General features: G+C 64.3%; 20 protein-coding genes. 8 read left to right on the top strand and 12 right to left on the bottom strand.

What is annotated here, in order from left to right; all coding sequences use genetic code 11:
• Nucleotides 1-18: 18 nt before the first annotated feature.
• From BLW25_RS17715 to BLW25_RS17670, 10 genes are all read right to left on the bottom strand, one after another.
• The gene (locus tag BLW25_RS17715) at nt 19-954 is read right to left on the bottom strand and encodes a serine O-acetyltransferase (RefSeq protein WP_092902612.1); all 936 of its coding nucleotides are present in this window, start codon (nt 952-954) and stop codon (nt 19-21) included.
• Nucleotides 955-996: 42 nt separating this feature from the next.
• Complete coding sequence (locus BLW25_RS17710; protein WP_092902610.1) at nt 997-1,671, bottom strand: hypothetical protein; 675 nt, start codon at nt 1,669-1,671, stop codon at nt 997-999.
• Nucleotides 1,668-2,366 carry a carboxymuconolactone decarboxylase family protein gene (locus BLW25_RS17705; protein ID WP_092902608.1) on the bottom strand — a complete coding sequence of 233 codons (699 nt, stop codon included), beginning with the start codon at nt 2,364-2,366 and terminating at the stop codon, nt 1,668-1,670. Before BLW25_RS17705 ends, BLW25_RS17710 begins: the two co-directional genes overlap by 4 nt.
• Nucleotides 2,359-3,018 carry a carboxymuconolactone decarboxylase family protein gene (locus BLW25_RS17700; protein ID WP_092902606.1) on the bottom strand — a complete coding sequence of 220 codons (660 nt, stop codon included), beginning with the start codon at nt 3,016-3,018 and terminating at the stop codon, nt 2,359-2,361. The genes BLW25_RS17705 and BLW25_RS17700 overlap by 8 nt, the downstream gene beginning before the upstream one ends.
• 226 nt (nt 3,019-3,244) lie before the next feature.
• Nucleotides 3,245-4,459 (bottom strand): SfnB family sulfur acquisition oxidoreductase, encoded by a 1,215-nt coding sequence (locus BLW25_RS17695; RefSeq protein ID WP_092902604.1) that lies wholly within the window; start codon nt 4,457-4,459, stop codon nt 3,245-3,247.
• Entirely contained in the window at nt 4,456-5,622 is a 1,167-nt protein-coding gene (gene ssuD, locus BLW25_RS17690; RefSeq protein WP_092902602.1) for an FMNH2-dependent alkanesulfonate monooxygenase, read from the bottom strand. Before ssuD (BLW25_RS17690) ends, BLW25_RS17695 begins: the two co-directional genes overlap by 4 nt.
• Before the next feature lie 156 nt (nt 5,623-5,778).
• Nucleotides 5,779-6,591, bottom strand: coding sequence for a MetQ/NlpA family ABC transporter substrate-binding protein (locus tag BLW25_RS17685; RefSeq protein WP_092902600.1), 813 nt, complete (start codon nt 6,589-6,591; stop codon nt 5,779-5,781).
• A gap of 26 nt (nt 6,592-6,617) precedes the next feature.
• A complete protein-coding gene (locus BLW25_RS17680) occupies nt 6,618-7,292 on the bottom strand; it encodes a methionine ABC transporter permease (protein WP_366268371.1) in 675 nt (224 codons plus the stop codon).
• Nucleotides 7,267-8,319: a methionine ABC transporter ATP-binding protein gene (locus tag BLW25_RS17675; RefSeq protein WP_092902596.1), complete on the bottom strand. Its 1,053-nt coding sequence runs from the start codon at nt 8,317-8,319 to the stop codon at nt 7,267-7,269. Before BLW25_RS17675 ends, BLW25_RS17680 begins: the two co-directional genes overlap by 26 nt.
• Complete coding sequence (locus BLW25_RS17670) at nt 8,316-9,719, bottom strand: LLM class flavin-dependent oxidoreductase (RefSeq protein ID WP_092903087.1); 1,404 nt, start codon at nt 9,717-9,719, stop codon at nt 8,316-8,318. Before BLW25_RS17670 ends, BLW25_RS17675 begins: the two co-directional genes overlap by 4 nt.
• Nucleotides 9,720-10,218: 499 nt before the next feature.
• Here BLW25_RS17670 and ssuD (BLW25_RS17665) point away from each other — a divergent pair, with 499 nt between their 5' ends.
• Together ssuD (BLW25_RS17665) and BLW25_RS17660 are read left to right on the top strand one after the other, a co-directional pair.
• On the top strand, nt 10,219-11,394 hold the full coding sequence (ssuD, locus tag BLW25_RS17665; protein WP_092902594.1) for an FMNH2-dependent alkanesulfonate monooxygenase: 1,176 nt from the start codon (nt 10,219-10,221) through the stop codon (nt 11,392-11,394).
• 13 nt (nt 11,395-11,407) lie between these two features.
• The gene (locus BLW25_RS17660; RefSeq protein ID WP_092902592.1) at nt 11,408-12,820 is read left to right on the top strand and encodes an FAD/NAD(P)-binding protein; all 1,413 of its coding nucleotides are present in this window, start codon (nt 11,408-11,410) and stop codon (nt 12,818-12,820) included.
• Nucleotides 12,821-12,893: 73 nt separating this feature from the next.
• On the opposite strand, the gene BLW25_RS17655 is transcribed toward BLW25_RS17660, so the two are convergent.
• Both BLW25_RS17655 and mgrA read right to left on the bottom strand, forming a co-directional pair.
• The gene (locus tag BLW25_RS17655; protein ID WP_092902590.1) at nt 12,894-14,162 is read right to left on the bottom strand and encodes an SfnB family sulfur acquisition oxidoreductase; all 1,269 of its coding nucleotides are present in this window, start codon (nt 14,160-14,162) and stop codon (nt 12,894-12,896) included.
• Between the two features lie 234 nt (nt 14,163-14,396).
• Entirely contained in the window at nt 14,397-15,446 is a 1,050-nt protein-coding gene (gene mgrA / locus BLW25_RS17650; RefSeq protein ID WP_092902588.1) for an L-glyceraldehyde 3-phosphate reductase, read from the bottom strand.
• 405 nt (nt 15,447-15,851) lie between these two features.
• Between mgrA and BLW25_RS17645 the strand changes: the two genes are divergently transcribed.
• From BLW25_RS17645 to BLW25_RS17615, 6 genes are all read left to right on the top strand, one after another.
• Nucleotides 15,852-16,484, top strand: a complete 633-nt coding sequence (locus tag BLW25_RS17645) for a 3'-5' exonuclease (protein WP_092903085.1) — start codon at nt 15,852-15,854, stop codon at nt 16,482-16,484.
• 688 nt (nt 16,485-17,172) lie between these two features.
• Nucleotides 17,173-18,165, top strand: coding sequence for a BMP family protein (locus BLW25_RS17635; RefSeq protein WP_092902584.1), 993 nt, complete (start codon nt 17,173-17,175; stop codon nt 18,163-18,165).
• Nucleotides 18,166-18,171: 6 nt separating this feature from the next.
• Entirely contained in the window at nt 18,172-19,572 is a 1,401-nt protein-coding gene (locus tag BLW25_RS17630; RefSeq protein ID WP_092902582.1) for an amidase, read from the top strand.
• Entirely contained in the window at nt 19,569-21,086 is a 1,518-nt protein-coding gene (locus BLW25_RS17625; RefSeq protein ID WP_092902580.1) for an ABC transporter ATP-binding protein, read from the top strand. The genes BLW25_RS17630 and BLW25_RS17625 overlap by 4 nt, the downstream gene beginning before the upstream one ends.
• On the top strand, nt 21,076-22,125 hold the full coding sequence (locus BLW25_RS17620; protein ID WP_092902578.1) for an ABC transporter permease: 1,050 nt from the start codon (nt 21,076-21,078) through the stop codon (nt 22,123-22,125). The genes BLW25_RS17625 and BLW25_RS17620 overlap by 11 nt, the downstream gene beginning before the upstream one ends.
• The gene (locus tag BLW25_RS17615) at nt 22,122-23,066 is read left to right on the top strand and encodes an ABC transporter permease (RefSeq protein ID WP_092902576.1); all 945 of its coding nucleotides are present in this window, start codon (nt 22,122-22,124) and stop codon (nt 23,064-23,066) included. Before BLW25_RS17620 ends, BLW25_RS17615 begins: the two co-directional genes overlap by 4 nt.
• Nucleotides 23,067-23,075: the final 9 nt, after the last annotated feature.

The raw sequence follows: 23,075 nt of genomic DNA, 5'->3' as shown, positions 1-23,075 counted from the left end.
GGGGCCCGTCGGGCGCGCTCAGCCCGGAGCGAAGCGCAGCATCGGGCGCGCCTGGGTGACCATTGCACCAGGTGCCACATCTTCCAAAAGCCAGACGCCACCGCCGATTACCGCGCCCTGGCCCACCGTGATCCGGCCAAGGATCGTCGCCCCGGCATAGATCACCACATCGTCCCCGATCTGCGGATGGCGGGGCTGACCTTTGACCAGCGCCCCGGTGCCATCGTCCTGGAAGCTCTTGGCGCCCAGAGTCACCTGTTGATAAAGCCGCACATTGCGTCCGATCACCGCCGTCTCGCCGATCACCACGCCGGTGCCGTGGTCGATGAAAAAGGCCGGTCCGATTTTTGCGCCGGGGTGGATGTCAATCCCGGTCACGGAATGCGAATGCTCGGCCATGATGCGGGCGATCATACGAATGCCGGCGCGGCTCAGCTCATGCGCGATACGGTGATGCAGGATCGCGGCCACGCCGGGAAAGCAAAAGGCGACCTCGTCAAGGCTCATCGCGGAAGGGTCGCCCTGCCAGGCCGCCAGAATATCGGTGTCATGCAGATCGCGGATGATCACCAGCCGTTCAAGGAAGGCGCGGGACAGCGCCTCGCCCCGGGCATGTGATGCTGTCGCGTCGGCATCAGGGGCCAGCATCAGCTCGGTGATGACAAGATCGGCAAGGCGCAGACGGATCGAGGCCAGCATCTGCGCAATGAAGGTATCCGTGGCCTCGGGCGCGAGGTCCTGGGGGCCGAAATGGCGCGGATAAAGGGTCGCGACGATGTCGTTCAGCAATTCGATGATGGCGCGTTTCGAGGGCAGGCGCGGCGTCGGGCGTCCGTGATACCGCCTTTGCTGCGAAACGATGCGCAAAAGGCGCAGGCGTTCGGTCAGGCCGGCGATCAGCGCGGCATCATCCGCCGCCTGGTCACCGATGGTTTCCCCCGGGGCTCCGTCCATCGAACTCTCCGTCACTGGCACCACGCGCGCCGCGACGGATGGCTAACGAATGTGCCCCCCGCTGCCAATGGAAGGATCTTTTCTTCTTTGCGCCTTTGGGAGAAGAGATTTCTCCCGTCCTTCCGGGCCGAGCGCACGGGACCAGTCGGTTGGCGGGGCGGTTGCCCCGGTCAGCTGCCCGGGACGCTGCAGGACCCGCAGCGCGCCGCCCGCGTTCAGGAGGCCCGCAATTCGTGGGTTGACCCGCTGTTGCGCGCGCAATGCCGTCAGTCCCGGCAGACCCGAGAGCAGGAACAGCCCGAAATGGAAATCATAGAGCCCGACCCGCCACAAAAGCGGCGCCATGATCAGCCCGGCAGCGCTTTCCGGCGCCGTTTGCGGGGCGAGGGGTTCGAGTGCGCGCAACTCCTGGCGCAGGGCGTAGATGGTCAGGTCCAGATCGGCCGGAAAGGCCGCAGGGTCGATCGCCGCCAGCCGCGCCTGGGCGGATTGCACGGCCCCGAGCACTGGCAGGGCAGTCCCGGGCATATCGGGCAGCGCGGCGAGCAACGCAGCGCCATCATGCAGGGGCACCGGATCCGCATCGGGCGCAAAGAGCGCCGGCAGCGGGCCGCATTCATCGCGCAGGACAGGCAGCTGCCGCGCCCGCAGCACAAGCTGCACCGCATCGGCCAGGACATGATCTGCCGGGGCGATCAGGCGCCAGGGTTTACTCATGGCGAGACGCTCCGGCGGTCTTCGGGATCAAGGCGAAGGCTCTCGCCGGCGGCCAGTGCGAGGCGGGCATTCCAGGCCGCAAAGCCTGCAACCAGGATCAGATCGGTGATTTCCTGATCGTCGAGCTTTTCCTCCTCCAGTGTCCAGAAGACCTGGCGGCTGGCTCTGACCGGGATCGCCGCCAGTGCCGAAGCCGCCGCGATCACGCCGCCGGAGCGGCCCCCGAGCGGGCTTGGCAGCCCCTCTTCCAGCAGAACCTCGACCTCGCGCTTGCGCCTCAGGCCCGCAGCGGCGCGACGGGCATGGGCGGCGGTGGTGAAGAAACAGCCGATGCGGCGTGCGACGGCGGTGGCCGCGAGGTCGCGCTCCCCCTGGGCAAGCCCGGCACCACGGCGGCGGGCAAGAAACCCCGCTGACGCGGCAAGGACGGGGCCCGCATCCCCGGCCAGCACAGCAGGCAGAAAGGCAACCGGATCGGTCTCGACCGCTGGCACAGAGACGGGCCCAGGGATTGCCGTCTGCGCAGGTTTGCGGGGCCGCCATTCGAGGCGACGGCTGGTAAAACGGTCCGGCAGTCGGGAGGCGGGCGTCTCAGGGGCCAGTGTCCCGGGGTCTGAAATACCGGCCTCTGGCTTCCTGGGGGCCGCCATTCCCTGGCCGCTCAGTCCCGGTTCGGGCAGCAGGGGGTCAGCCATAGGCAAACCCGGCCGGCCGGTCATGGGCGGTCGTGATTGTGCGCTGCAGATGGCGCGCATGAGCATAGGCCCTGAGGCCGCTGACCACCGGGCTCAGCGCCCCGATCCAGGCGATCAGCCGGTTCAGATCCAGCGTCTCGCCGGGAAGCCAGCCGGCCCGTTCCAGCGCCTCATCTGCCGCCGACGTGATGTCGCGCGGGTGCAGCGTCACCAGATGCGCGTGTTCCAGCGCCGCCGACAGGCGCGCCCCAAGGCGCAGCCGCAGAGGCGGATCGGCGCGCCAGGCCGGCCCATCCAGATCCTCGGCCGAAAGCGGGCCTGGGGGCCAGGTGCCGTAAGGCCCGGGCAGGGCCGCGTTCTCCGCCTCGTCCGCAATCAGGAGCGCAAGGTCGCTGTCCGCCGCCTGAAGCAGCGCGTGAAGATGGGTGCTGACCGCCTCTTCGCCATGCAGATGCGCGGTGAAAGAGGCAATCGCCAGTGCCTCGGTCCGCGTGGCGCCGCTGTGACGCAAGAGATCCTGATACCCCGCTTCAAGCCCTGCCAGCAGTTCTGGCCGGTTGCGCAATGCGCGCAGGATCGGGCTGCCCGGCGGCACCGCCGCCATACGTTCGGCAAGGGTTGGCCGATGCAGCAAGGGTTCGTGGCGGGACATAGTTCTTCCTCTCGCATCCGGGAACAGGCGGGTCTGAAGACAGCTTCGCATAAACACGATAAAATAAGACGTGTTTATTTCGGGCGGGCGGAGAAGAAGCACGCGGCCAGGGCGGGCCTGGGGGGGAAATTCGCCCCCGCCGCGTGAGGGGCGCGCGCAAATGGCAGGGGCGCGGGAGAATCACCTTTCCCCGCGCCCCTTTGCCATTCCGCTGTTTTCTGCGGCCTCAGTTCCAGTCGTGGCGCGGCGGTTTCACGCCATTCAGTGCCCAGTTGCCCACGAGGTGGTATTTCCAGCGCACCGGATCATGCAGCGTATGGACGCGTGCATTGCGCCAGTGACGGTCAAAGGCGTGTTTTCTCAGCGACGACCTGGTGCCGCCCAGCTCGAACAGCCGGTTGGTGGCCTCAATCGCTACCTCGGTGGTCAGCACCTTGGCTTTGGCCACTGCGACCGAGGCGAGGGCCACATTCTCCTCATCCGGAGCCGGTTTCGCGGCATCGAGCACCCTTCCGGCGCGTTCCAGCAATGCCTCGGCGGCGGATTGACGGATCTCGAGCTCACCAATCCTGAGGATGGTCAGCGGGTCTTCCGAGGCCTGTCCGACCCCGGCATCGATCCAGGGCCGGGCGTGCTCGCGCACAAAGGCGATGGTGTCCTCCAGCGCGGCGCGCGCAATGCCCGCATCAATCGCCGCAGTGGTGATCTGCGCGAAAGGGCCGGCAAGGGTCGGGGTCTCATAGGATTTGTAACTTGGGATCAGGTTGAAATCCTGCACCCGGAGCCGTTCCAGCAGCACCGTGCCGCTGGACGTCGTGCGCTGGCCGATACTGTCCCAGTCATCGACCACCACAAGGCCCGGTGTCTCGCGCGGAACAAAGGCCAGCTGGGCGCGATCCTGATCATCCAGTGCCAGCGCACCGAGGTAATGGGCGTAAAGCGAGCCGGTGCAATAGCCCTTGCGACCCTCGATCACATAGCCCTCACCATCGCGGGTAAGGCGGGTCTGCAGATCGGCCACGTTTTTGCCGCCGGTCTCGGAGAGCGCATTGGCGAAGCGGTGACCTTGCAGCACCAGGCCGAAGTAATGCCGCTTCTGCTCTTCGGTCCCTTGCAGTCGAAGGTCTTCGAGCAGGCAGTAATGGTTTTGCGGGATCTGCCCCAGCGAGGGGTCGGCCGCCGAAATGATCGCGATAACTTCTGCCAGCGTCGCGTAAGAGACTTCGGCCCCGCCATAGGCCCTGGGCACCTGGATGCCCCAGAGGCCGGAATTCGAGAAATGGTCGACCACTTCTGCCGGCACATGGCGGGTCGCGTCGCGCTCTGCCGCGCCGGGGCGCAGGAAGGCCGCGACCTCATGCGCGATCCGGATCGCTTCGGCATCGTCCCGGATCACATGGGCGGCGGGCGGGTTGATCTGATAGCTGGCGGAAAGGGTCATGCTTTGGTTGCCTTCACATTGCCGCCATGGCCACCGCCGCCAAAGACGGCGGGCGCGCCGAAAGACGGGCGCAGCGGCGGGGTTGCCGGTCTGATGCCAAGTTCCGGGAACAGAAGTTCCGCGACCGTATAGGCCTCTTCCAGATGCGGGTAGCCCGAGGCGATCACGGTATCGATGCCGATTTCCTGATACTCTCTCAGCCGTGCGGCAACCGTGGCGGGCGAACCGACCAGCGCCGTGCCTGCGCCCGAGCGCACCAGACCAACACCCGCCCAGAGGTTCGGTGAGACCTCAAGCCGGTCGCGGCGGCCCTCATGCAGGCGGCGCATCCGTTCCTGACCCACAGAATCCGACTGGTTTTTCTGCACGGCCTGGGCATTGGCGATGGTTTCATCCGAGAGATGCGAGATCAGGCGGTCGGCCGCGGCCCAGGCCTCCTCATCGGTTTCACGCACGATGAAATGCAGACGGATACCAAAGCTGACCTCGCGCCCCTTTTCCTCCGCCGCCGCGCGCACCGCTTTGACTTTCTCGGCCACCTGGGCCGGGGGCTCGCCCCAGGTCAGGTATTTCTCGACATAATCACCGGCGAAATCATGCGCCGCATCTGACGACCCACCGAAATACAAAGGCGGGCGCGGTTCCTGGAAGGGCGGCAGGCCCAGCTTCGCGTGATGGGCTTTGATATGTTTGCCGTCGAGATGGGCCTCGCCGGTTTCGAGCAGGCTGTTGAAGACGTCGAAAAACTCGCGCGCATGGCCGTAGCGTTCGTCATGCGGCAGGAAGATGCCGTCCCCTGCCAGCTCTGCCGGCGCGCCGCCAACCACAATGTTGAGCAAAAGCCGCCCGCGCGACAGCCGGTCCAGCGTTGAGGCGAGCCGCGCGTAATAGGCGGGCGAGGCGGTGCCCGGGCGCACGGCGACCAGGAATTTCAGCCGTTCAGTATGGGCGGCAAGATCGGCTGCAAGGATGAAGCTTTCCTCGCAGGCGACCGAGGTCGGGATCAGCACGCCGGAATAGCCTAAGCCATCCGCCGCCCGCGCGATCTGGCGGAAGTAATCCGGGTCTCCGGGCCGCGCCCGCAGGTCGCTGCCCAGATAGGCACCATCGCCGGAGGAAGGGATGAACCACAGGAAATCCAGCGGTTTTTGCGGGTTGGTCATGTGAGGCTCCGGCGGGGTGATTGAGCGGGGGCTCCGGAAGGGGAGGCCTGAGAAGGTGTCTCCTGCCAGAGGATAAACCCGGCAGGAGACGGACGGCGCGCAGGGATGAGGAGGTCACGCGCCCCGTCTTTTCGGGTCGGTTTACACGCGAAGAGATCAGAAGGCGGGGAAGATCTGGCCCTTGTAGCGGTCGAGGATGAACTGGCGGGTCTCGTCGCTGTTCAGCGCTTTGGCGAGGATTTTGATGCGCGGATCTTCGGTATCACCGGGGCGGGTCACGAGATATTCGCTCCAGACGTTATGACCATCCTGGCCATTGTCGATGAACAGCGCCTTATCGATATCGAGACCGGCTTCGAAAACATAGTTCCCGTTCAGCGCCCCCAGATCGACCTCGTTGAGCGCGCGCGGCAAAAGCGCGGATTCCAGCTCGACGATATCGAGGTTTTTCGGGTTTTCCGTGATGTCCTTCAGCCCCGGCAGCGGGTCTTCCGGCGAGGTCAGCGACTTGAATTCCCCCAGTTTGATCAGCCCCAGCTGTTGCAGGAGCAAGAGCCCGCGCCCGCCATTCACCGGGTCATTCGGGATCGCAACTTTTGCGCCGTCTTTCAGCTCGTCAAGCGAAGAGATCTTCGTCGAATAGGCGACGTAAGGCTCGATATGGACCGGCACGATCACTGTCAGATTGTCGCCGCGCTCGCGGTTCCATTCGTTGAGGAAGGGGCGATATTGGTAATAATTGCCGTCCAGCTCGCCCGAGACCAGCTGCGCATTGGGCTGGATGTAATCGGTGAAGACGCGGATATCGAGATCGATGCCCTCCTTCGCGACGATGGGCTTCACGAATTCGAGGATCTCGGCATGGGGAATGGCGGTGGCACCGATCACCAGCTTTTCCTGCGCCTGGGCCGCGCCGGCAAGGCCGAAGGCAGCGGCGGCGGCAAAGGCCAGGGTTTTCAGTTTTGACATAGAATTATCCTTTGGAATGAAGCGGTTCAGCGGCGCGTGAAACGGGTGACGAGGCTGTTCCCCGAGGCCTGGATCAACTGCACCAGCAAGATGAGGACCACGACGCAGACCAGCATGATCTCGGTCTGGAAGCGGTGATAGCCGTAGCGGATCGCCAGATCACCAAGCCCACCGCCACCGATGGCGCCCGACATCGCGGTGTAGTCGACAAGCACAATCGCGGTGACGGTGACGGCGGCGATCAGGCCGGGCAGGGCCTCGGGGAGGACGGCGCGAAAGATGGTCTGGGCAGGCGAGGCGCCCATCGCAAGGCTTGCCTCGATCACGCCGCGATCCACCTCACGAAGCGCGGTCTCCACAAGGCGTGCGAAGAAGGGCGAGGTGCCGACCACCAGCGGAAAGATCACGCCCCGAATGCCCAGCGAGGTGCCGGTGATCAGCACGGTGACCGGCATCAGCACGATCAGGAGGATGATGAACGGCACCGAGCGGATGATATTGAGTATGAAAGACAGCGCACCATAGCCCAGGGGGCGGGCGTAAGGCTGGCCCTTGCCGGTGACGAACAGAAGGATACCCAGCGGCAGCCCGATCAGTATCGTCAGCAAGAGCGAGATGCTGACCATGGTCAGTGTCTGGCTGAGTGCGGTGCCGATATCGGCCCAGTTGATCCGGTCAAACCACATGGAGATGCCTTTCACGTTCCCCGCCACGTTCCGCGGCCGTCGGGCCGCCGCCGATCAGCTCGACCGTAACGCCCGAGGCGCGCAGTGCCGCCACCGCCGCCACGCCGTTGCCGCCCGACAAAGCCACTGAGAACTGCGCATAGGGCGTCGCACGGATATGGCCGACACGGCCGCCGAGAATGGCGAAATCGCTGCCGAAATCGCGGGCGATGCGCCCGAGGATTGGCTGATGCGCCGTGGCCCCGGTCAGGGTCAGCCGCAAAAGCTGGCCCGTCGCCTGTGTGGCGGGCAGGGCATTGTCACCTTCTGCCTCGCGCACCAATGCGCGGGTCACGGGATGCGAAGGATGGAGGAAAACACCCGCGACCGGGCCCTCTTCGACCACGCGGCCCTTTTCCAGCACCGCCACACGATCACAGGCGCGGCGGATCACCTCCATCTCATGGGTGATCATCACGATGGTGACGCCAAGCTCGCGGTTGATTTCCTGCAACAGATCCAGCACCTGGCCGGTGGTCTGCGGGTCAAGTGCACTGGTTGCCTCGTCACAGAGCAGCACCTTCGGGTCATTCGCCAGCGCGCGGGCAATGCCGACGCGCTGTTTCTGGCCCCCCGAAAGCTCGCGCGGGTATTTCTGCGCGTGATCTGTCAGGCCGACCCGCTCCAGCAGAGCCGCGACCTTTGCCGTGATCTCGGCCCGGCTCAGCCGCCCGGCCAGCTCCAGCGGATAAGCGACATTCCTTGCCACCGTCCGTCCGCTGAGCAGGTTGAAATGCTGGAACACCATGCCGATTGAGCGGCGCAGCTCATGGAGCGCCCCTCCTTTTGCATCGGTGACCCGTGCGCCATCGATCACCACCTCGCCCGAGGAAGGGCGTTCAAGCAGGTTGATCAGCCGCACCAGCGTCGATTTCCCGGCGCCTGATGCCCCGATGATGCCGTAAATCTCGCCCCGACCGACCGACAGGTCGATACCGTGCAGCGCAGGTGCCGCGCCGCGCTTTGAGGCAAAGCTCTTGGTGACTGCCTCGAGATGTATCATTCTGCAGCACTGCGGGCTGCGGCCTCGGCCAGTTTCACCGCCTCGATATCGCGGTAGCGTTCGGCCGGGTGGTTGACCGGCAGATAGGGGCCGGCGCCGAACAGCTTTTCGCGCAGGGTTCCGGGCCTGTATTCGGTCGGATAAGCGCCGCGCTTTTGCAGCTCGGGCACCACCAGATCCACGACATCTTCAAACGAGCCGGGCGTTACCGCATAGGCAATATTGAAACCATCGACATCCGTCTCGGCCACCCAGTCCTGCAGGATATCCGCGATCTGCGCCGGAGAGCCGACAAAGACCGGCCCCTGGCCACCGATGCCGCCATATTTCGCCAGCTCATCCACGGTCCAGACCTTGTCCTTGCCGCCAAAGGAATCGAGCATGGAATGGATCGCATTGGTCTCCACCTTGCGGATCACTTCGCCGGGCTGATAGGCGCCGAAATCGACGCCGCTCCAGCCCGACATGAACACCAGCGAGCCCTCATATGAGATATATTTGCTGTAATCCTCGAATTTGGCGCGGGCCTTTTCCTCAGTCTCATCGGTGATGATGGTGATCAGCGTATAGACATAGATCTGCTTCGGGTCGCGCCCCTCTGCTGCCGCGCGGGCGCGGATGTCGGCGACATAGGCCTTCAGAAGCGCCTTTGACGGCGCGCCCACGAAAACGCATTCCGCATGGGCCGCCGCGAAGGCCTTGCCCGGCCCCGAGGCCCCGGCCTGGTAGATCAGCGGCGTGCGTTGCGGCGAAGGCTCGGTCAGGCCGTAGCCCGGCACTTCGAAATATTTGCCCTTATGGCCGATCTCATGAACCTTTGCCGGATCGGCGAAAACGCGGCCCTCGGCGTCTTTGACGACCGCACCTTCCTCCCAGCTGCCTTCCAGCAGCTTGTAGATCACCTCGAGATATTCCGAGGCCACCTCATAGCGGTTGTCGTGCTTTTTCAGCCCGCCCTGGCCGATGTTTTTCGCGCCGCTCTCCAGATAGGAGGTCACGATGTTCCAGCCGACACGGCCCTTTGAGTGATGATCTGCCGTCGCGATACGGCGGGCAAAAGTATAGGGGTGCTCGAAGGAGGTGGAGGCCGTGATCCCGATCCCCAGATGTTCGGTCGCAAGCGCAATCGGCGCGGCAAGCTGGATCGGGTCATTCACCGGGATCTGGGCGCCATTCCGGATCGCACCCTCATTATTCCCTTTATAGACATCATAATAGCCAATCACATCGGCGATGAAGATGCCGTCGAACACGCCGCGTTCCAGCGTGCGGGCCAGATCCTGCCAGTAGTCGAGATCCTTGTATTTCACCGACCGGTCGGTGGGATGCGCCCAGAGACCAGGCGACTGATGGCCGACGCAGTTCATGTCAAAGGCGTTGAAGCGGATCTGGCGGGTCATCTTGCAGTCTCTCATCTGATCGGCGGTCGGTTCGGCAGGGGGGATGCCGGGCTGCCGGTTAAACACGACATGTTGTGCCGTGATTACCGCGTCAGGGCCGCCCGAGGCGATTCCAAAGCCCGCCCCTCAAAGAGAAGGATCTCCTGGCAGGGCCGCCTTATGCAGCGTGGATTTTCTTTGCCACAAGGGTCTATTTTTGCGATGTTTTATGCTTTTCAAAAGGTTGCGATGAAACGGCGGGTCAGAGACTCAGGGCCGGATTTTCGCGGCACCAGGCGGCTTCGCCCCCGGTTTTGCCCCGCAAAGGGGAAGGGCATTCCCCGGAAGGAGAATAGTTTTCCCCGGCGGAGGGCGGCAACAGGGGCTGCCTTCTGCGCAGAAAAGGCCTTTGGAATGGCCGGAGGGGCGCAGCCCCCCTTATAAATCAGCCTCAGATCTGACGGGTTGCCCCCCTCAGGCCATACCCACACCGCCCCCACATCGCCCAGGAAGTCGCGACATGAGCCAGCCGATCCAGGATACCCCGCCCAGTCAGGCCAACCCTCCCGCCAGCCCTGAGATCTTCTGGTTCCTGCCAACCTCGGGCGATACCCGCTATCTGGGCACGTCAGATTTCAGCCGCCCACCCGAAAATGGCTATATCCGCCAGATCGCGATCACGGCGGACCGGCTGGGCTATGACGGGCTGCTGATCCCCACGGGCGCGAGCTGCCAGGACCCCTGGGTGACCGCGGCAAGCCTGATTGCCGAGACAAAGCAGATCAAACTGCTGGTCGCTTTGCGCACCTCGATCATGGGGCCGACGGCCTCGGCGCGGCAGGCGGCGACGCTGGATCAGGCGCTTGGTGGCCGGCTTTTGCTCAATGTGGTGCCCGGCGGCGATGCGACCGAACTCGCGGCGGATGGCGTCTTTCTGAAACATGACGAGCGTTACGAGGCGGCGGATGAATTTCTGACCGTCTGGCGCCGTATCCTTGCGACCGATGCGCCGGTCTCGTTCAAGGGAAAGCATCTGAGCGTCGAGAATGCCCGGAATTTCCACCCTCCGGTGCAGCGGCCCTATCCGCCTTTGTATTTCGGAGGGTCCTCGCCGGCGGCGCATGATCTCGCGGGGAAACATGTCGATGCTTATCTGACCTGGGGCGAACCACCCGAAGCCGTTGCGGAAAAGATCGCCGATGTGCGGGCACGGGCCGCAAAGCACGGGCGTCAGGTCCGGTTTGGCGTGCGCCTGCATGTGATCGCGCGCGAGACGGAAGAGGAAGCCTGGGCGGATGCTGACCGGCTGATCTCGCATCTCTCGGATGACGATATCGCAGCGTCCCAGGCCAATATGGCGAAGATGGACAGCCACGGCCAGGCCCGGATGCAGGCGCTGCATGGCGGGCGGCGCGACCGGCTGGTGGTGGGGCCGAACCTCTGGGCCGGGGTTGGCCTTGTGCGGGGCGGGGCTGGCACTGCGCTGGTCGGCAACCCGCAGCAGATTGTCGACCGGCTGCGCGAATATCAGGCGCTTGGGGTCGATACATTTGTGCTTTCTGGCTATCCCCATCTTGAGGAATCCATCCGCTTTGCCGAACTGGTTTTCCCGCTTCTGGGCAAGAGCGCCGTGACCGAACGCAGCGCCCAGACCGGCGGGGCCTTTGACATCCGCACGCGTGCATCGGCCAGCTGAGAGGAGGCCCGATATGACCGAACAGCGCCCGATCATCCCCTCCGGCGGGCGGCATATTGCCATTGTGGGGGCCGGGCTTTCCGGATCGGCGCTGGCCTGGCATCTCGCCCGGCTGAGCGGTGACAAGACCCTGCGCATCAGTCTGATCGATCCGAGGCCAGAGCCGGGCAGGGGGCTCGCCTATTCCACACCAGACCCCGATCATCGGCTGAACGTGCCGCATACCCGGATGACGCTCGACACATCCGAGCCGGATCACTATGCGCATTGGCTGCAATCGGGGGCGGCGCCTGCCTTCGCGGCGGATGCGCTGCGCCCGGACGGGGCGATTTTCACACCGCGCGCGGTGTTTGGTGCCTATGTGCTGGCGCATCTGCAACCCTTCCTCGATGCCGGCCGGATCGTGCATCTGCAAAGCCGGGCCGTCAGCGCAACGCGCGCCGCTGGTCTCTGGCAGATCGGGCTTGAGGACGGCCGCGTGATCCGGGCCGATGAGCTGGTGCTCGCGGCAACCCATCCCGGCCCCGGCCTGCCGCGCGGGCTTGAAGCCCTCGCCGGGACGCCCGCGCTGATCGCCGACCCCTATCTGCCCGCTGCGCTGGACGGGATTGACCCGGAGGAAGAGCTGCTGATCATCGGCTCGGGCCTGACCGGCGCCGATATTGTTGCAAGCCTGATGCGGCACAACCACAAAGGGCGGATCCGGCTTTTATCGCGCTCGGGGCGCCGTTCGCAGCCGCATGGGCCGGTCCAGGACGAGAGCAGCGCAGATTTCACCCTTGATCCGCCGGGCACGGCACTGGCGCTCTTGCGCCGTATCCGGGCCGAACTGGCGATTGCGGCAGAGGCCGGGCTGACCTGGCATCCGGTCTTTGACCGTCTGCGGAGCCAGGGCCCGCAGATATGGGCCGCGCTGCCCTTGCCCGAGCGCCGCCGGCTCCTGCGCCATCTGCGCGGGCTATGGGACATCCACCGCTTCCGCATCGCGCCGCAGACCCATGCAAGCCTGCTCGCGGCCGAGCAGTCAAACCAGCTGATCGCGCTGGCCGGCCGGGTGACCGGGCTCGAACGTGACGGCGCGCGGCTGCGTATCAGCCTGCGGCTGCGCCGGGGCGGCGCGCTGCGCTTCACAGCGGATCGGGTGATCCTTGCCACGGGACCGGCACATGGGGCGGTGACGGCAACCAACCCGCTTTACGCCGATCTTGCGCATCAGGGGCTGATTGCGACCGATCCGCTTGGGCTTGGCCTTTCGGCGACAACGGAGGGGGAGGCGATTGATGGAAAAGGCCAGCCGCAAAGCGATCTTCTGATCGCCGGACCGCTGGCCCGCGCCGCTGTCGGCGAACTTATGGGGGTCCCCGAGGTTACCGCCTGGGCCGAAAGGCTTGCGGCAAAGCTGGCACAGGCGCCGGTTTCGGCCTGATTACGGTCCCTGCCTGAATGCAGCTGAGATCTGCAAGCGCCCCGGAATTCCGGGGCGCTTTGCGTTTTATGGGTCAGTTCCAGGGATGGCGCGGCGGGTTGACGCCATTCAGGTAGTAGTTGCCGACATGGTAGAATTTCCAGCGCACCGGATCATGCAGCGTATGGGTACGGGCATTGCGCCAATGCCGGTCCAGCGCATGCTGCGCCAGTGTCGAGCGGGTGCCGCCCAATTCAAACAGCTTGTTGGTCGCGTCAATTGCGACCTGGGTGGTCAGCACCTTGGCCTCGGCGGTCTTGATGGTCGCGTCGGTCACATTGGCCTCAGACGGATCGGCAAGGCCCCGGTCGATGGCGCGCCCGGCAATCTCAAGCAGCGCATCGGCGGCGTGAAGGTGGATCTTCAGCGTGCCAATGGCCTGAATCGTATAGGGATCCTCGCCCGCAGTCTCTTTACCGCTGTCGATCCAGGGCCGGCTTTGGGTCGTCACAAAGCGGATCGTCTCGTCAATCGCATTGCGCGCGATACCGGCATCAATCGCAGCCTGGATGATCTGCGAGATCGGCCCCTGCACGGTCGGCACCACCGAAACATCCTGGAGTTTGACCGCGCGCGCCTTCGGGACCCGCACATTCTCCAGCCGGACCGAACCGGAGCCGGTGGTGCGCTGGCCAAAGCTTGACCAGTTATTGGTGATCGTCAGCCCTTCGGTCCCGCGGTCGGCAAAGACGAGATAAGCGCCGTCATCCCCGATCGAGACAATTGGCACGATATGCGACAGGAGCGCGCCGGTTGTGTAGAATTTCTCGCCATTCACCACGGCCTCATCGCCCTCGAAGGTAACGCGGGTCTTGAAATCGACCACGGTCTTGCCGCCGAATTCCGAGAAGGCATTGCCAAAGCGCAGCCCCTGCAACGCCCAGCCAAAGATCTCGCGTTTTTCGGCATCGGTTGCGTCAATGTCGATCAGCCCGAGAATGGCGATATGGTTCTGCGCAATCTGCGCCACCGACGGATCACCCGAGGCGACAATCGCGATCACCTTCGCAAGCGTGGCATAGGACAGGCCTGGTCCGCCATATTCCTTCGGCACGATGATCGACCAGATGCCACTTTGCGAATAGAGATCCAGCTCGCGCAGCGGCAAAAGCCCCTCACGGTCGCGAAGCGCAGCATCCTTCGCCAGCTCTGCCGCCAGCTCTGTCGCGACGCGGATCGCATCGGCCTCGTCTTTCAGCACATATGCCGGCTCGGACGGGCGCGGGCGGGCGGGCACCGGGTCATCGGAATTGACACGCGGATGCAGGGTATAGTCGATCTGGTTACCGGTCAGAGAGCCCATGGCGGTTCCTTTTCACAGCAGGGTCCGGACCCGATGCCAGATAAGGGCAAATGGCCAAGACATTGATATATCAATAATTTGCTGATAAAATTTGCCCGTAATCCGGGTGTCGGGCAAGCCAGGCCCGTTCTCTTCCGCGCGCCTGCGCGGGCGGTTTCTTCTTTGCTCCGGCCCGCTGCGAGAGAGTTGTTTCCCTCGCAGCGTCCAATGGTGAATCAGTCTGCGCGCGCGGGCTCAGATCTCCTGGTCATGGGATGGCTTATCCCAGAGATTGACGCCGCCATCGACCGCATGGAGGTCGATTTCCGCCAGCTCTTCCGGGCTGAAATCCAGGTTGTCCAGCGCCGCGACATTTTCCGCAACCTGTGCCGCCGTCGAGGCCCCGATCAGGGTCGAGGTCACACGCGGATCGCGCAGGACCCAGGCCAGCGCCAGCTGCGCAAGGCTCTGGCCACGCCGTTTCGCGATTTCATTCAACGCGCGGGCGCGGGCGAGGTTTTCGTCGCTCAGATGCTCGGGACGCAGCGAGCCGCCGCCCGCCCGGTTCACCCGCGCGTCTTCGGGAATGCCATTCAGATACTTGCCGGTCAAAAGCCCCTGCGCCAGCGCGGTGAAGGCGATGATCCCGGTGCCGGTCTCTTCAACGGTGTCGAGAAGATCCTTTTCAATCCAGCGGTTGAACAGGTTGTAAGAGGGCTGATTGATCAGAAGCGGCACCTGGCGGTCGCGCAGAAGCGCCGCCATCTCGCGGGTTTTAGCACCGGAATAAGACGAGACGCCGACATAAAGCGCCTTACCCTGTTTCACCGCCGTCGCCAGCGCATCCGCCGTTTCTTCCAGCGGCGTTCTGGCGTCAAAGCGGTGCGAATAGAAGATGTCGACATAATCAACGCCCAGCCGTTTCAGGCTCTGATCCAGGCTGGACAGCACATATTTACGTGAGCCGCCGCCCTGACCGTAAGGCCCCGGCCACATATCCCAGCCGGCCTTGGTCGAGATGATCAGCTCATCGCGATGCGCGGTAAGATCCTCGCGCAGGATACGGCCGAAATTGACCTCGGCCGCGCCATAGGGAGGGCCGTAATTGTTGGCGAGGTCGAAATGGGTGATGCCGTGATCAAAGGCGCTGAAGACGATTTCGCGCTGTGTCTCAAGCGGGGTGGTATCGCCAAAATTATGCCAGAGCCCCAGCGAAAGCGCCGGCAATTGCAGCCCGCTTTTGCCGGTATAGCGGTATTTCGCACGGTTGTTGTCATAGCGATCGGCGGCGGGGATATAGCTCATCTCGGGCTCCGGAGATCTGCGGCCATTTGCACCGTCCTGCACAGCCAGGACCGGGCAAATGTCGGTTTACATATCACGGCCATTCCTAGCGCTCCAGGCCCGCAATGGCTATTGGTTTTGACATATCCCGGTGCGAAAGCTGCATCTTCGCGCGCGCCGTCACGGGCTGGTCCGGCTTTATGGAAGGCAACATGAAAGATGCGGAACTGCACCCTGCGCCGGTTATGGGTCACGCCGCTTTCGGCGACTGCTTTCGGGGGGCAGATGCAGCGCGCCCTGTCCTGAACCGGAGCGGGGGGCTGGTACGGCGCAGGGATCATCCTTAGAAACCGCATAGCCCGGAAACGAAAGCGCGACACAGCCGGATTGCGGCGTTCATTTCGAACGGGGATGGAGATAGTTCTGATGCTTGACCACACCATCATCGTCCCGGCCGGCCCGTTTCGGTTTGTCGCACTGGATGTCGAAACGGCCAATTCGGATCCTGCGAGCATTTGCCAGATCGGCATCGCCTGTGTCGGACATGACGGCTCGGTGAACGTGTTCAGCACTCTGGTCGATCCGGTGCAGCGGTTTTCGGGGTTCAACGTGCAACTGCACGGGATCGGACCCGACCACGTGATGGGCGCCCCGCGATTTCCCGAGGTGTTGCCGCTGATTTCACCGCTTCTTCAGGCGCATCTCATCATTCAGCACAGCACTTTTGACAGCAGGGCCATCAGTGGCGCATGCCGCGCCGGGGGGCTTCCTGATCCTGGCTGGCGATGGGCGAACAGTGTGACGATCGCCCGCCGGGCCTGGCCGGAATTCTGTGGCAATGGCGGACATGGCCTTGGCCATCTGAAAAAGGCGCTGACGCTTGATTTTGCCCATCATGATGCCGGCGAGGATGCAAAGGCTGCGGCAATGGTTGTCCTGCGGGCCGAGGCAAAGACCGGAATGTCGCTGGAAGACCTGATTGCGGCGCCGCGCAGGCCCCCGGCCCGCAGGCCCGGGAACCTCAGCTCCAGGCAGGATATCAAACTGGTGCAAGCCTGACAGCAGAGCTCGCAGGGGGCAGAAAGCCTCTTTGGCATCGTTGAATATGGCGGATTTTGAACCTGACGAAGCAAAAAGCTCCTGCTCGGGCGGCGGCATTGCGAGACCATAGAACAGGAGGGCGGCGCATTCCCCTTCCATCAGGCGGTCTGACGCCAGAGCCCATAGAGCGCGATGCGCCGGACATCGCTCCGATCAGCCAAGCTCTCTCGCACGCAACCTCGCCTGAGAATCCCATGGCCGCGTCTCTCATCGCCTATGCGGCCGCCCTGGCGATTGCCCGACGCACTGGGGGCGCTTTCAGGATCCCCGAACGGCTTGGGGCCTGCATGGTTCGGGCCGAAAAAACGATGATCGACATTGCTACGCGGCCCATCTGGTGTCTGCAAGGCTTTGGCCTTCGGGCGCGAACCGGGGTGGTGAGGGCGTAAGCGCCTTCCCCCGTCAATATGGCAATCCAGGACCACATGCCTTCACCCCGGTACCGTTTCCCGCCTGTCCCAATGGCGGGGCCCCGATGAAGAGGGGGCGACTGCACACACAGCTAATCTGACCGGGCGGTAAAAATTTATGCGGCAGAGGGGCTGTCTCTTGCACGAGACGCATGGCAATAGACGAAACCGTTGACTTGCGGGCCTGGGGCTCTCACCACTGGACAAAGCAACAGGATCAGCCACAGGGGGCCATCATGACCAGGGATCTTCGTCTTTCACGCCGCTTTCTTCTGCAATCTGGGGTAATCCTCGGCGCGTCCTCGCTGCCTTTGCTGCGGCCAGCCTATGCTGCAACGCCGGTCAGGGTCGCGGGCGTGCATGGCTCGCCGGTGGAAAACGCCTGGAATTCGGTCCTGCATAAGGCGCTTCTGGAGGCGGCGGCTGATGGCACCATCGAATACACTTTCTCGGAAGGGATTTCCGCCACCGACTACCCGCGCGCGATGCGGGAATATGCCGAAGCCGGCAATCAGCTGATCATCGGCGAGACCTTCCCGGTGGAACGTCAGGGCCGCGAAGTCGCTGCCGATTACCCGGATACCGCCTTTGCCATGGGCTCGTCCGGCGGGCCGGAGGGGGATAATTTCGGCACATTCGGCACCTGGAATTATGACGGCGCCTATCTCGCGGGCATGCTCGCAGGCAAGATGACACAGACGAATGTGGTGGGGTCTGTCGGCGCCATCCCGATCCCGGAAATCAACCTTCTGATCAATGCCTTCGCCGAAGGCGTCAAGGCGGTGAACCCCGAGGCGAAACATCTTGTCGCCTGGATCGGCACCTTCTTTGACCCGCCGAAAGCCCGCGAGGCCGGGCTTGCGATGATCGATGCCGGCGCAGACATCCTTTTTGGCGAACGGATCGGCACGGCGGATGCCGCCAAAGAACGCGGCGTCAAGGCCATCGGCTCGCTGATCGACTATACGCCGATGTATCCCGACACAGTTTTCGCCAACGCGCTCTGGGGCTTCCGTCCGATCCTGAACGCGATTGTGGCCGATGTGGCGGCGGGCAATCCGACCGGCAAGGATTATACCGCCTTCGGCCTGATGAAAGAGGGCGGCAGCGATATCTCCTATGTGACCGGCGTGGCATCCCCCGAGGCAGAGGCTGCGATGGAAGCGGTTCGGGCCGAGATCAAAGCCGGCAGTTTCACCGTGCCACAAAACTTTGACGAGCCGAAGTAAGCCCGGATGGGATCAGATGCGATAGCTTTGGCCTCGGCGATCCGCCGGGGTCATCTGACGGCGGCGGAGGCGATGGAAGCCTCTTTCGCGCGCGCAGAGGCATGCGCGGATCTTGGCGCGCTGGCGCATCTGAACAAGCTGCGCGGGCGGGCGCTGGCGAGCGAGTTTGACGCGCTTCCCGGCAATGCGCCGCAGCGCTATGCGGCCTTTGGCGGTGTGCCGCTGGTGGTCAAGGATCTCGGCGCGCCGTTTCCGGGCTTTCCGGTCTGTGCCGGATCGGCGATGTTTTCGCGGGAGGGCCCGGGAGAGCACAGCGAGCTGGCCGCAAGGTTCCGGGCGGCGGGGCTTTGCCCTTTCGCCCTGACAACTGTGCCGGAATTCGGCCTTTCGCTGGCGTCAGAGCCGGCGGCCGGGCCTGTGGCGAAGAACCCGCTGGACCCGGGCCTGTCGCCTGGGGGGTCATCGGGCGGGGCGGCGGCGGCGGTTGCAGCCGGGATCGCGGCGATTGCACATGCGACTGATGCAGGCGGCTCGATCCGGGTGCCCGCGGCGGCTTGCGGTCTTGTCGGGCTGAAACCGGGGCGCGGATCGGTGCCGGGAGGGCCGGGTTTCGGCAATCATCTGGGCGGCATCGCAAGCGAGCTGGCGATCTGCCGTTCGGTCCGCGATGCGGAGGCGATCTTTGCCGCCGCGACCATCGGCGGCGCCCATGGGCCTTTCGCCGGCCCCTTGCTGGAAGAGGCGAAATCAGGCCCGCTGACCATCGGCCTTGTCACCGATATGGGCCCGGACTGGCCCATCGATGAGGCGAGGGCAGAGGCGGTCGAAGCGGCGGCGCGGGTTCTGGCCCGCAACGGCCACCGCATCCGCCCGCTGGAGGGCGAGACGGTGATGGACCTCGCCGTCCGCAGCGGGCGTATCTTTGCGGATATCGTCTCGATCAATCTCGCGGAACTCTCGGCGCGACTGGATTTCAGCCAGGCCGAACAGATGACCCGGGCGGTGGTGGCGCGGGGGCTTGCAATGACGGCAAGCACACTCTGGGCGAGCCTCAACGAGATGGTCTATGTCGCGCGCGACCTGTGGCGGATCTTTGACGGGGTGGATCTGCTTCTGACGCCGATGCTGTCCGGGCCGCCGCGGCCCATCGGATCCTTTCCGACCGATCATTCTGACACCGATCTGCATTTCGACCGGATGGCGCGTTTCGCACCGCTGGCCAGCCTTGCGAACATCTCTGGCGCGCCCGCGATCACACTGCCCTTCGGCGCCGATGCGGCAGGACTGCCGCTGCCGGTACAGCTGATTGCGCCGATGGGGCAGGAGCGGCTGCTTTTGTCCATCGCTGCCCGGCTTGAGGTCGAAGAGCGCTGGACCCATCCCTTTGCCGTAGCGGGGCTGACATGAGTGAAACCGTTCTCGACATTTCCCAGGTCAGCAAAAGGTTCGGCACGACACTGGCGAATGACAATATTTCTCTTAGCCTTGCGCGCGGCGAGATCATCGCGCTTCTGGGCGAGAATGGCGCGGGCAAGACCACACTGATGTCGATGCTCTTTGGCCATTACACCCCAGATTCCGGGCATATTTCGGTGATGGGACGGGTGCTGCCGCCGGGGCGGCCCAGGGCTGCAATCCGCGCCGGCATCGGCATGGTGCATCAGCATTTCTCGCTGGCCCCAAACCTTTCCGTGCTGGAAAATGTGATGACCGGCACCGAGAGCCTCTGGCGCCCCTGGTCGGACAGGGCAAAGGGCCGGGCCCGGCTGATGGAGATCTCCGCGCGTTTCGGGCTGAAGGTCAACCCCGATGCGCGGCTTGGCGATCTGTCGGTGGGCGAGCAGCAGCGGGTCGAGATTCTCAAGGCGCTTTACAATGATGCGAAGATCCTGGTGCTGGATGAGCCGACCGCGGTTCTGACCAATGTCGAGGCCGAGCATATGTTTGCAAACCTCAAGGATATGGCGCGGAAGGGGCTTTCGATCATCTTCATCTCGCATAAGCTTGACGAGGTGATGGCGACGGCTGACCGGATCGTGGTGCTGCGCGGCGGGCGTGTGGTGGCCGGGCGCCGTGCGGTCGAGACCTCGAAGGCGGAACTTGCCGGGCTGATGGTCGGGCGTGAGGTGAAGCGGCCTCTGCGCGAGGCGGCCGATCCCGGCGCGATGGTCCTGGAGGCAAAAGCGGTCTCCCTGCTTGAGGGCGGCGTCGCGCGGCTGAAATCGGTCGATTTCCATCTGCGCGCAGGCGAGGTGCTGGGGATCATCGGGGTCTCGGGCAATGGCCAGGCGGCACTGGCGCGGCTGATCGGCGGGCTTGCGCGGCGCAGTGCCGGTGAGATCACGCTGTTTGGTCAGCCGGTCGGCGATCTCTCGGTGCGCGATGTGGTCGGGGCCGGGATCGGCCGCATTCCCGAAGACCGCAATCATGATGGCGTCATCGGCGAAATGGCGATCTGGGAAAATGCGGTGCTGGAACGGCTGCCGGAATTCACCCGGCGCGGCCTTGTGGACCGCAAGGCGGGGATGGATTTCGCCCGCCGGATCATCGAAGGCTTTGACGTGCGCGGGGGCACACCTGCAAGCCGGATCCGCCTCCTGTCGGGGGGCAATGTGCAAAAGCTGATCCTCGGGCGGAACCTGATCGAACACCCCAAAATCCTGATCGCCGCGCAACCGGCACGGGGCCTTGACGAGGGCGCGGTCGCGGCGGTGCATGAGCGCATCCTTGCCGCGCGCAAAGCGGGGGCGGCGGTGCTTTTGATTTCGGAAGATCTTGATGAGGTCATGGCGCTTGCCGACCGCATTCAGGCGATTACCGGCGGCCGCCTGTCGCCGCCGGTCCGCCCCGAGGGGATCACGGCGCGGCAACTGGGGCTGATGATGGCCGGCGAATGGGGAGCGGCAGAACATGCGGTTTGAACGGCGCGAACAAATCCCGCCGGCGCTGGCGGTGCTGACGCCCCTGATCGCGGTGGCGATCTCGCTGACGCTAGCGGGCGGGCTGATTGCGCTTGCCGGGGCGCCGGTTCTGACCGCGTTTGGCAAGATCATCACCGGGGCATTCGGCTCGAAACTGGCGGTGACAGAGACGCTGGCGCGCACGGCGCCGCTGATCCTGACCGGGCTTGCCGCCGCCGTCGCCTTTCGCGCCCGGCTGTGGAATATCGGGGCAGAGGGGCAGCTTTACCTCGGTGCGATTGCCGTGGCCGCTGCCAGCGCGTATCTGTTCGGCGGATTGCCGGGCGTCGTGCAGATCCCGCTTCTGTTCATCACCGGCGCGCTGGCGGGGATGATCCTCCTGCTGATCCCGCTCTGGCTCCGGCTGCGGTTCCAGGTGGATGAGGTGGTGACGACGCTGCTTCTGAACTTCGTCGCGGTGCTGTTTGTCTCGATGCTGATCGACACGGTGCTGAAAGACCCGCTTGCCTTTGGCTGGCCGCAATCGGTGCCGGTCGCTCCTGAGGCAGAACTGCCCCGGATCATCCCGCGCTCGCGTCTCCATATTGGGCTTCTCGTGGCGGTGGTGCTGGCCTTTATTGTGCATTTCCTCCAGTCACGCACCGCTTTCGGGCTGCAATCCAGGGCGGCGGGGCTGAACCCCTCGGGCGCAGCTTTCGCGGGCGTGCCGCTGGGGCGGACACTGGTGCTGGTCGCGATGCTGTCTGGGGGGCTTGCCGGGCTTGCCGGTGCAGTTGAGGTGATGGGCATCACCTCTTATGTCACGACCGAGCTGTCGCCGGGCTATGGCTATTCCGGCATCGTCGTCGCGATGCTTGCAGGGCTGCACCCGCTGGGCGTGGTGCTGGCCGCCTTGTTCACTGCAGTGATGTTTGTCGGCGCCGATGCGATGAGCCGCTCGCTCGCGGTGCCGTCTTACATCGCGGATGTGACGGTGGCGCTGTCCTTGCTGACCATGCTGGTTGCGATTTTCTTCACCCAATACAGGATCCGCAGATGAGCGATATTATCGATATCCTCGCCTCGGCGGGGCTTTGGGCGGCGGTCCTCAGGATCGCCACGCCGCTGATTTTCGCCACGCTTGGCGCGCTGCTATGCGAACGGGCCGGCGTTCTGAACCTCGGTATCGAAGGGATCATGACCTTCGGCGCGATGATCGGATGGTTTGCCGTCTGGAATGGTGCCGATCTCTGGACGGGGCTGTTCGTCGCGGCTTTGTCGGGGATGGTGTTCGGGGTGCTGCATGCCGCGCTGACGGTGACGCTGGGGCTGTCGCAGCATGTCTCGGGGCTTGGCGTCACACTCTTCGCCTCGTCCTTCAGCTATTACCTCTTTCGCCTGCTGGTTCCGGTCGAGGGCACGCCGCCAAAGATCATCCCGTTCCAGCCGCTGCATATTCCGGTTCTGTCTGATCTGCCCTTCTTCGGCCAGGCGGTCTTTACCCAGACCGCGCCGACCTGGCTCGCGATTGCCCTGGCGCTGGCCCTGGCCTTCACCCTTTTCCGCACGCCGCTCGGCCTTGCGATCCGCATGACCGGCGAGAACCCGCATGCCGCCGAGGCTCAGGGCATAAACCCGATGGTGATCCGCTACGGCGCGGTGATCGCCGGATCGGCACTGATGGCGATGGGCGGCGCGTTCCTCACACTTTCCGCCTTTGACAGTTTCATCCCGACCATGGTTCAGGGCCGTGGCTGGATCTGCATCGCGCTGGTGGTCTTTGCCTCCTGGCGGCCAGGGAGGGCCCTGGCGGGCGCGCTCTTATTCGCGTTTTTCGACGCCTTCCAGCTGCGGCTGCAAACCGTTATGGGCGGCGCGCTGCCCTATCAGCTTTTCCTGATGGTCCCCTTCGTGCTGTCGATCCTCGCGCTTGCGGTGATGGCGCGTCGTGCGCGGGTGCCACAGGCATTGATGCAACCCTATCGGCGCGGCGAGCGTTAAGGAGTGACC

Origin of the sequence: Rhodobacter sp. 24-YEA-8, assembly GCF_900105075.1 — a bacterium.
GTDB lineage: Bacteria > Pseudomonadota > Alphaproteobacteria > Rhodobacterales > Rhodobacteraceae > Pseudogemmobacter.
The sequence above is the reverse complement of the archived record's forward strand: the minus strand, read 5'-3'. Positions and strand labels throughout refer to the sequence as shown.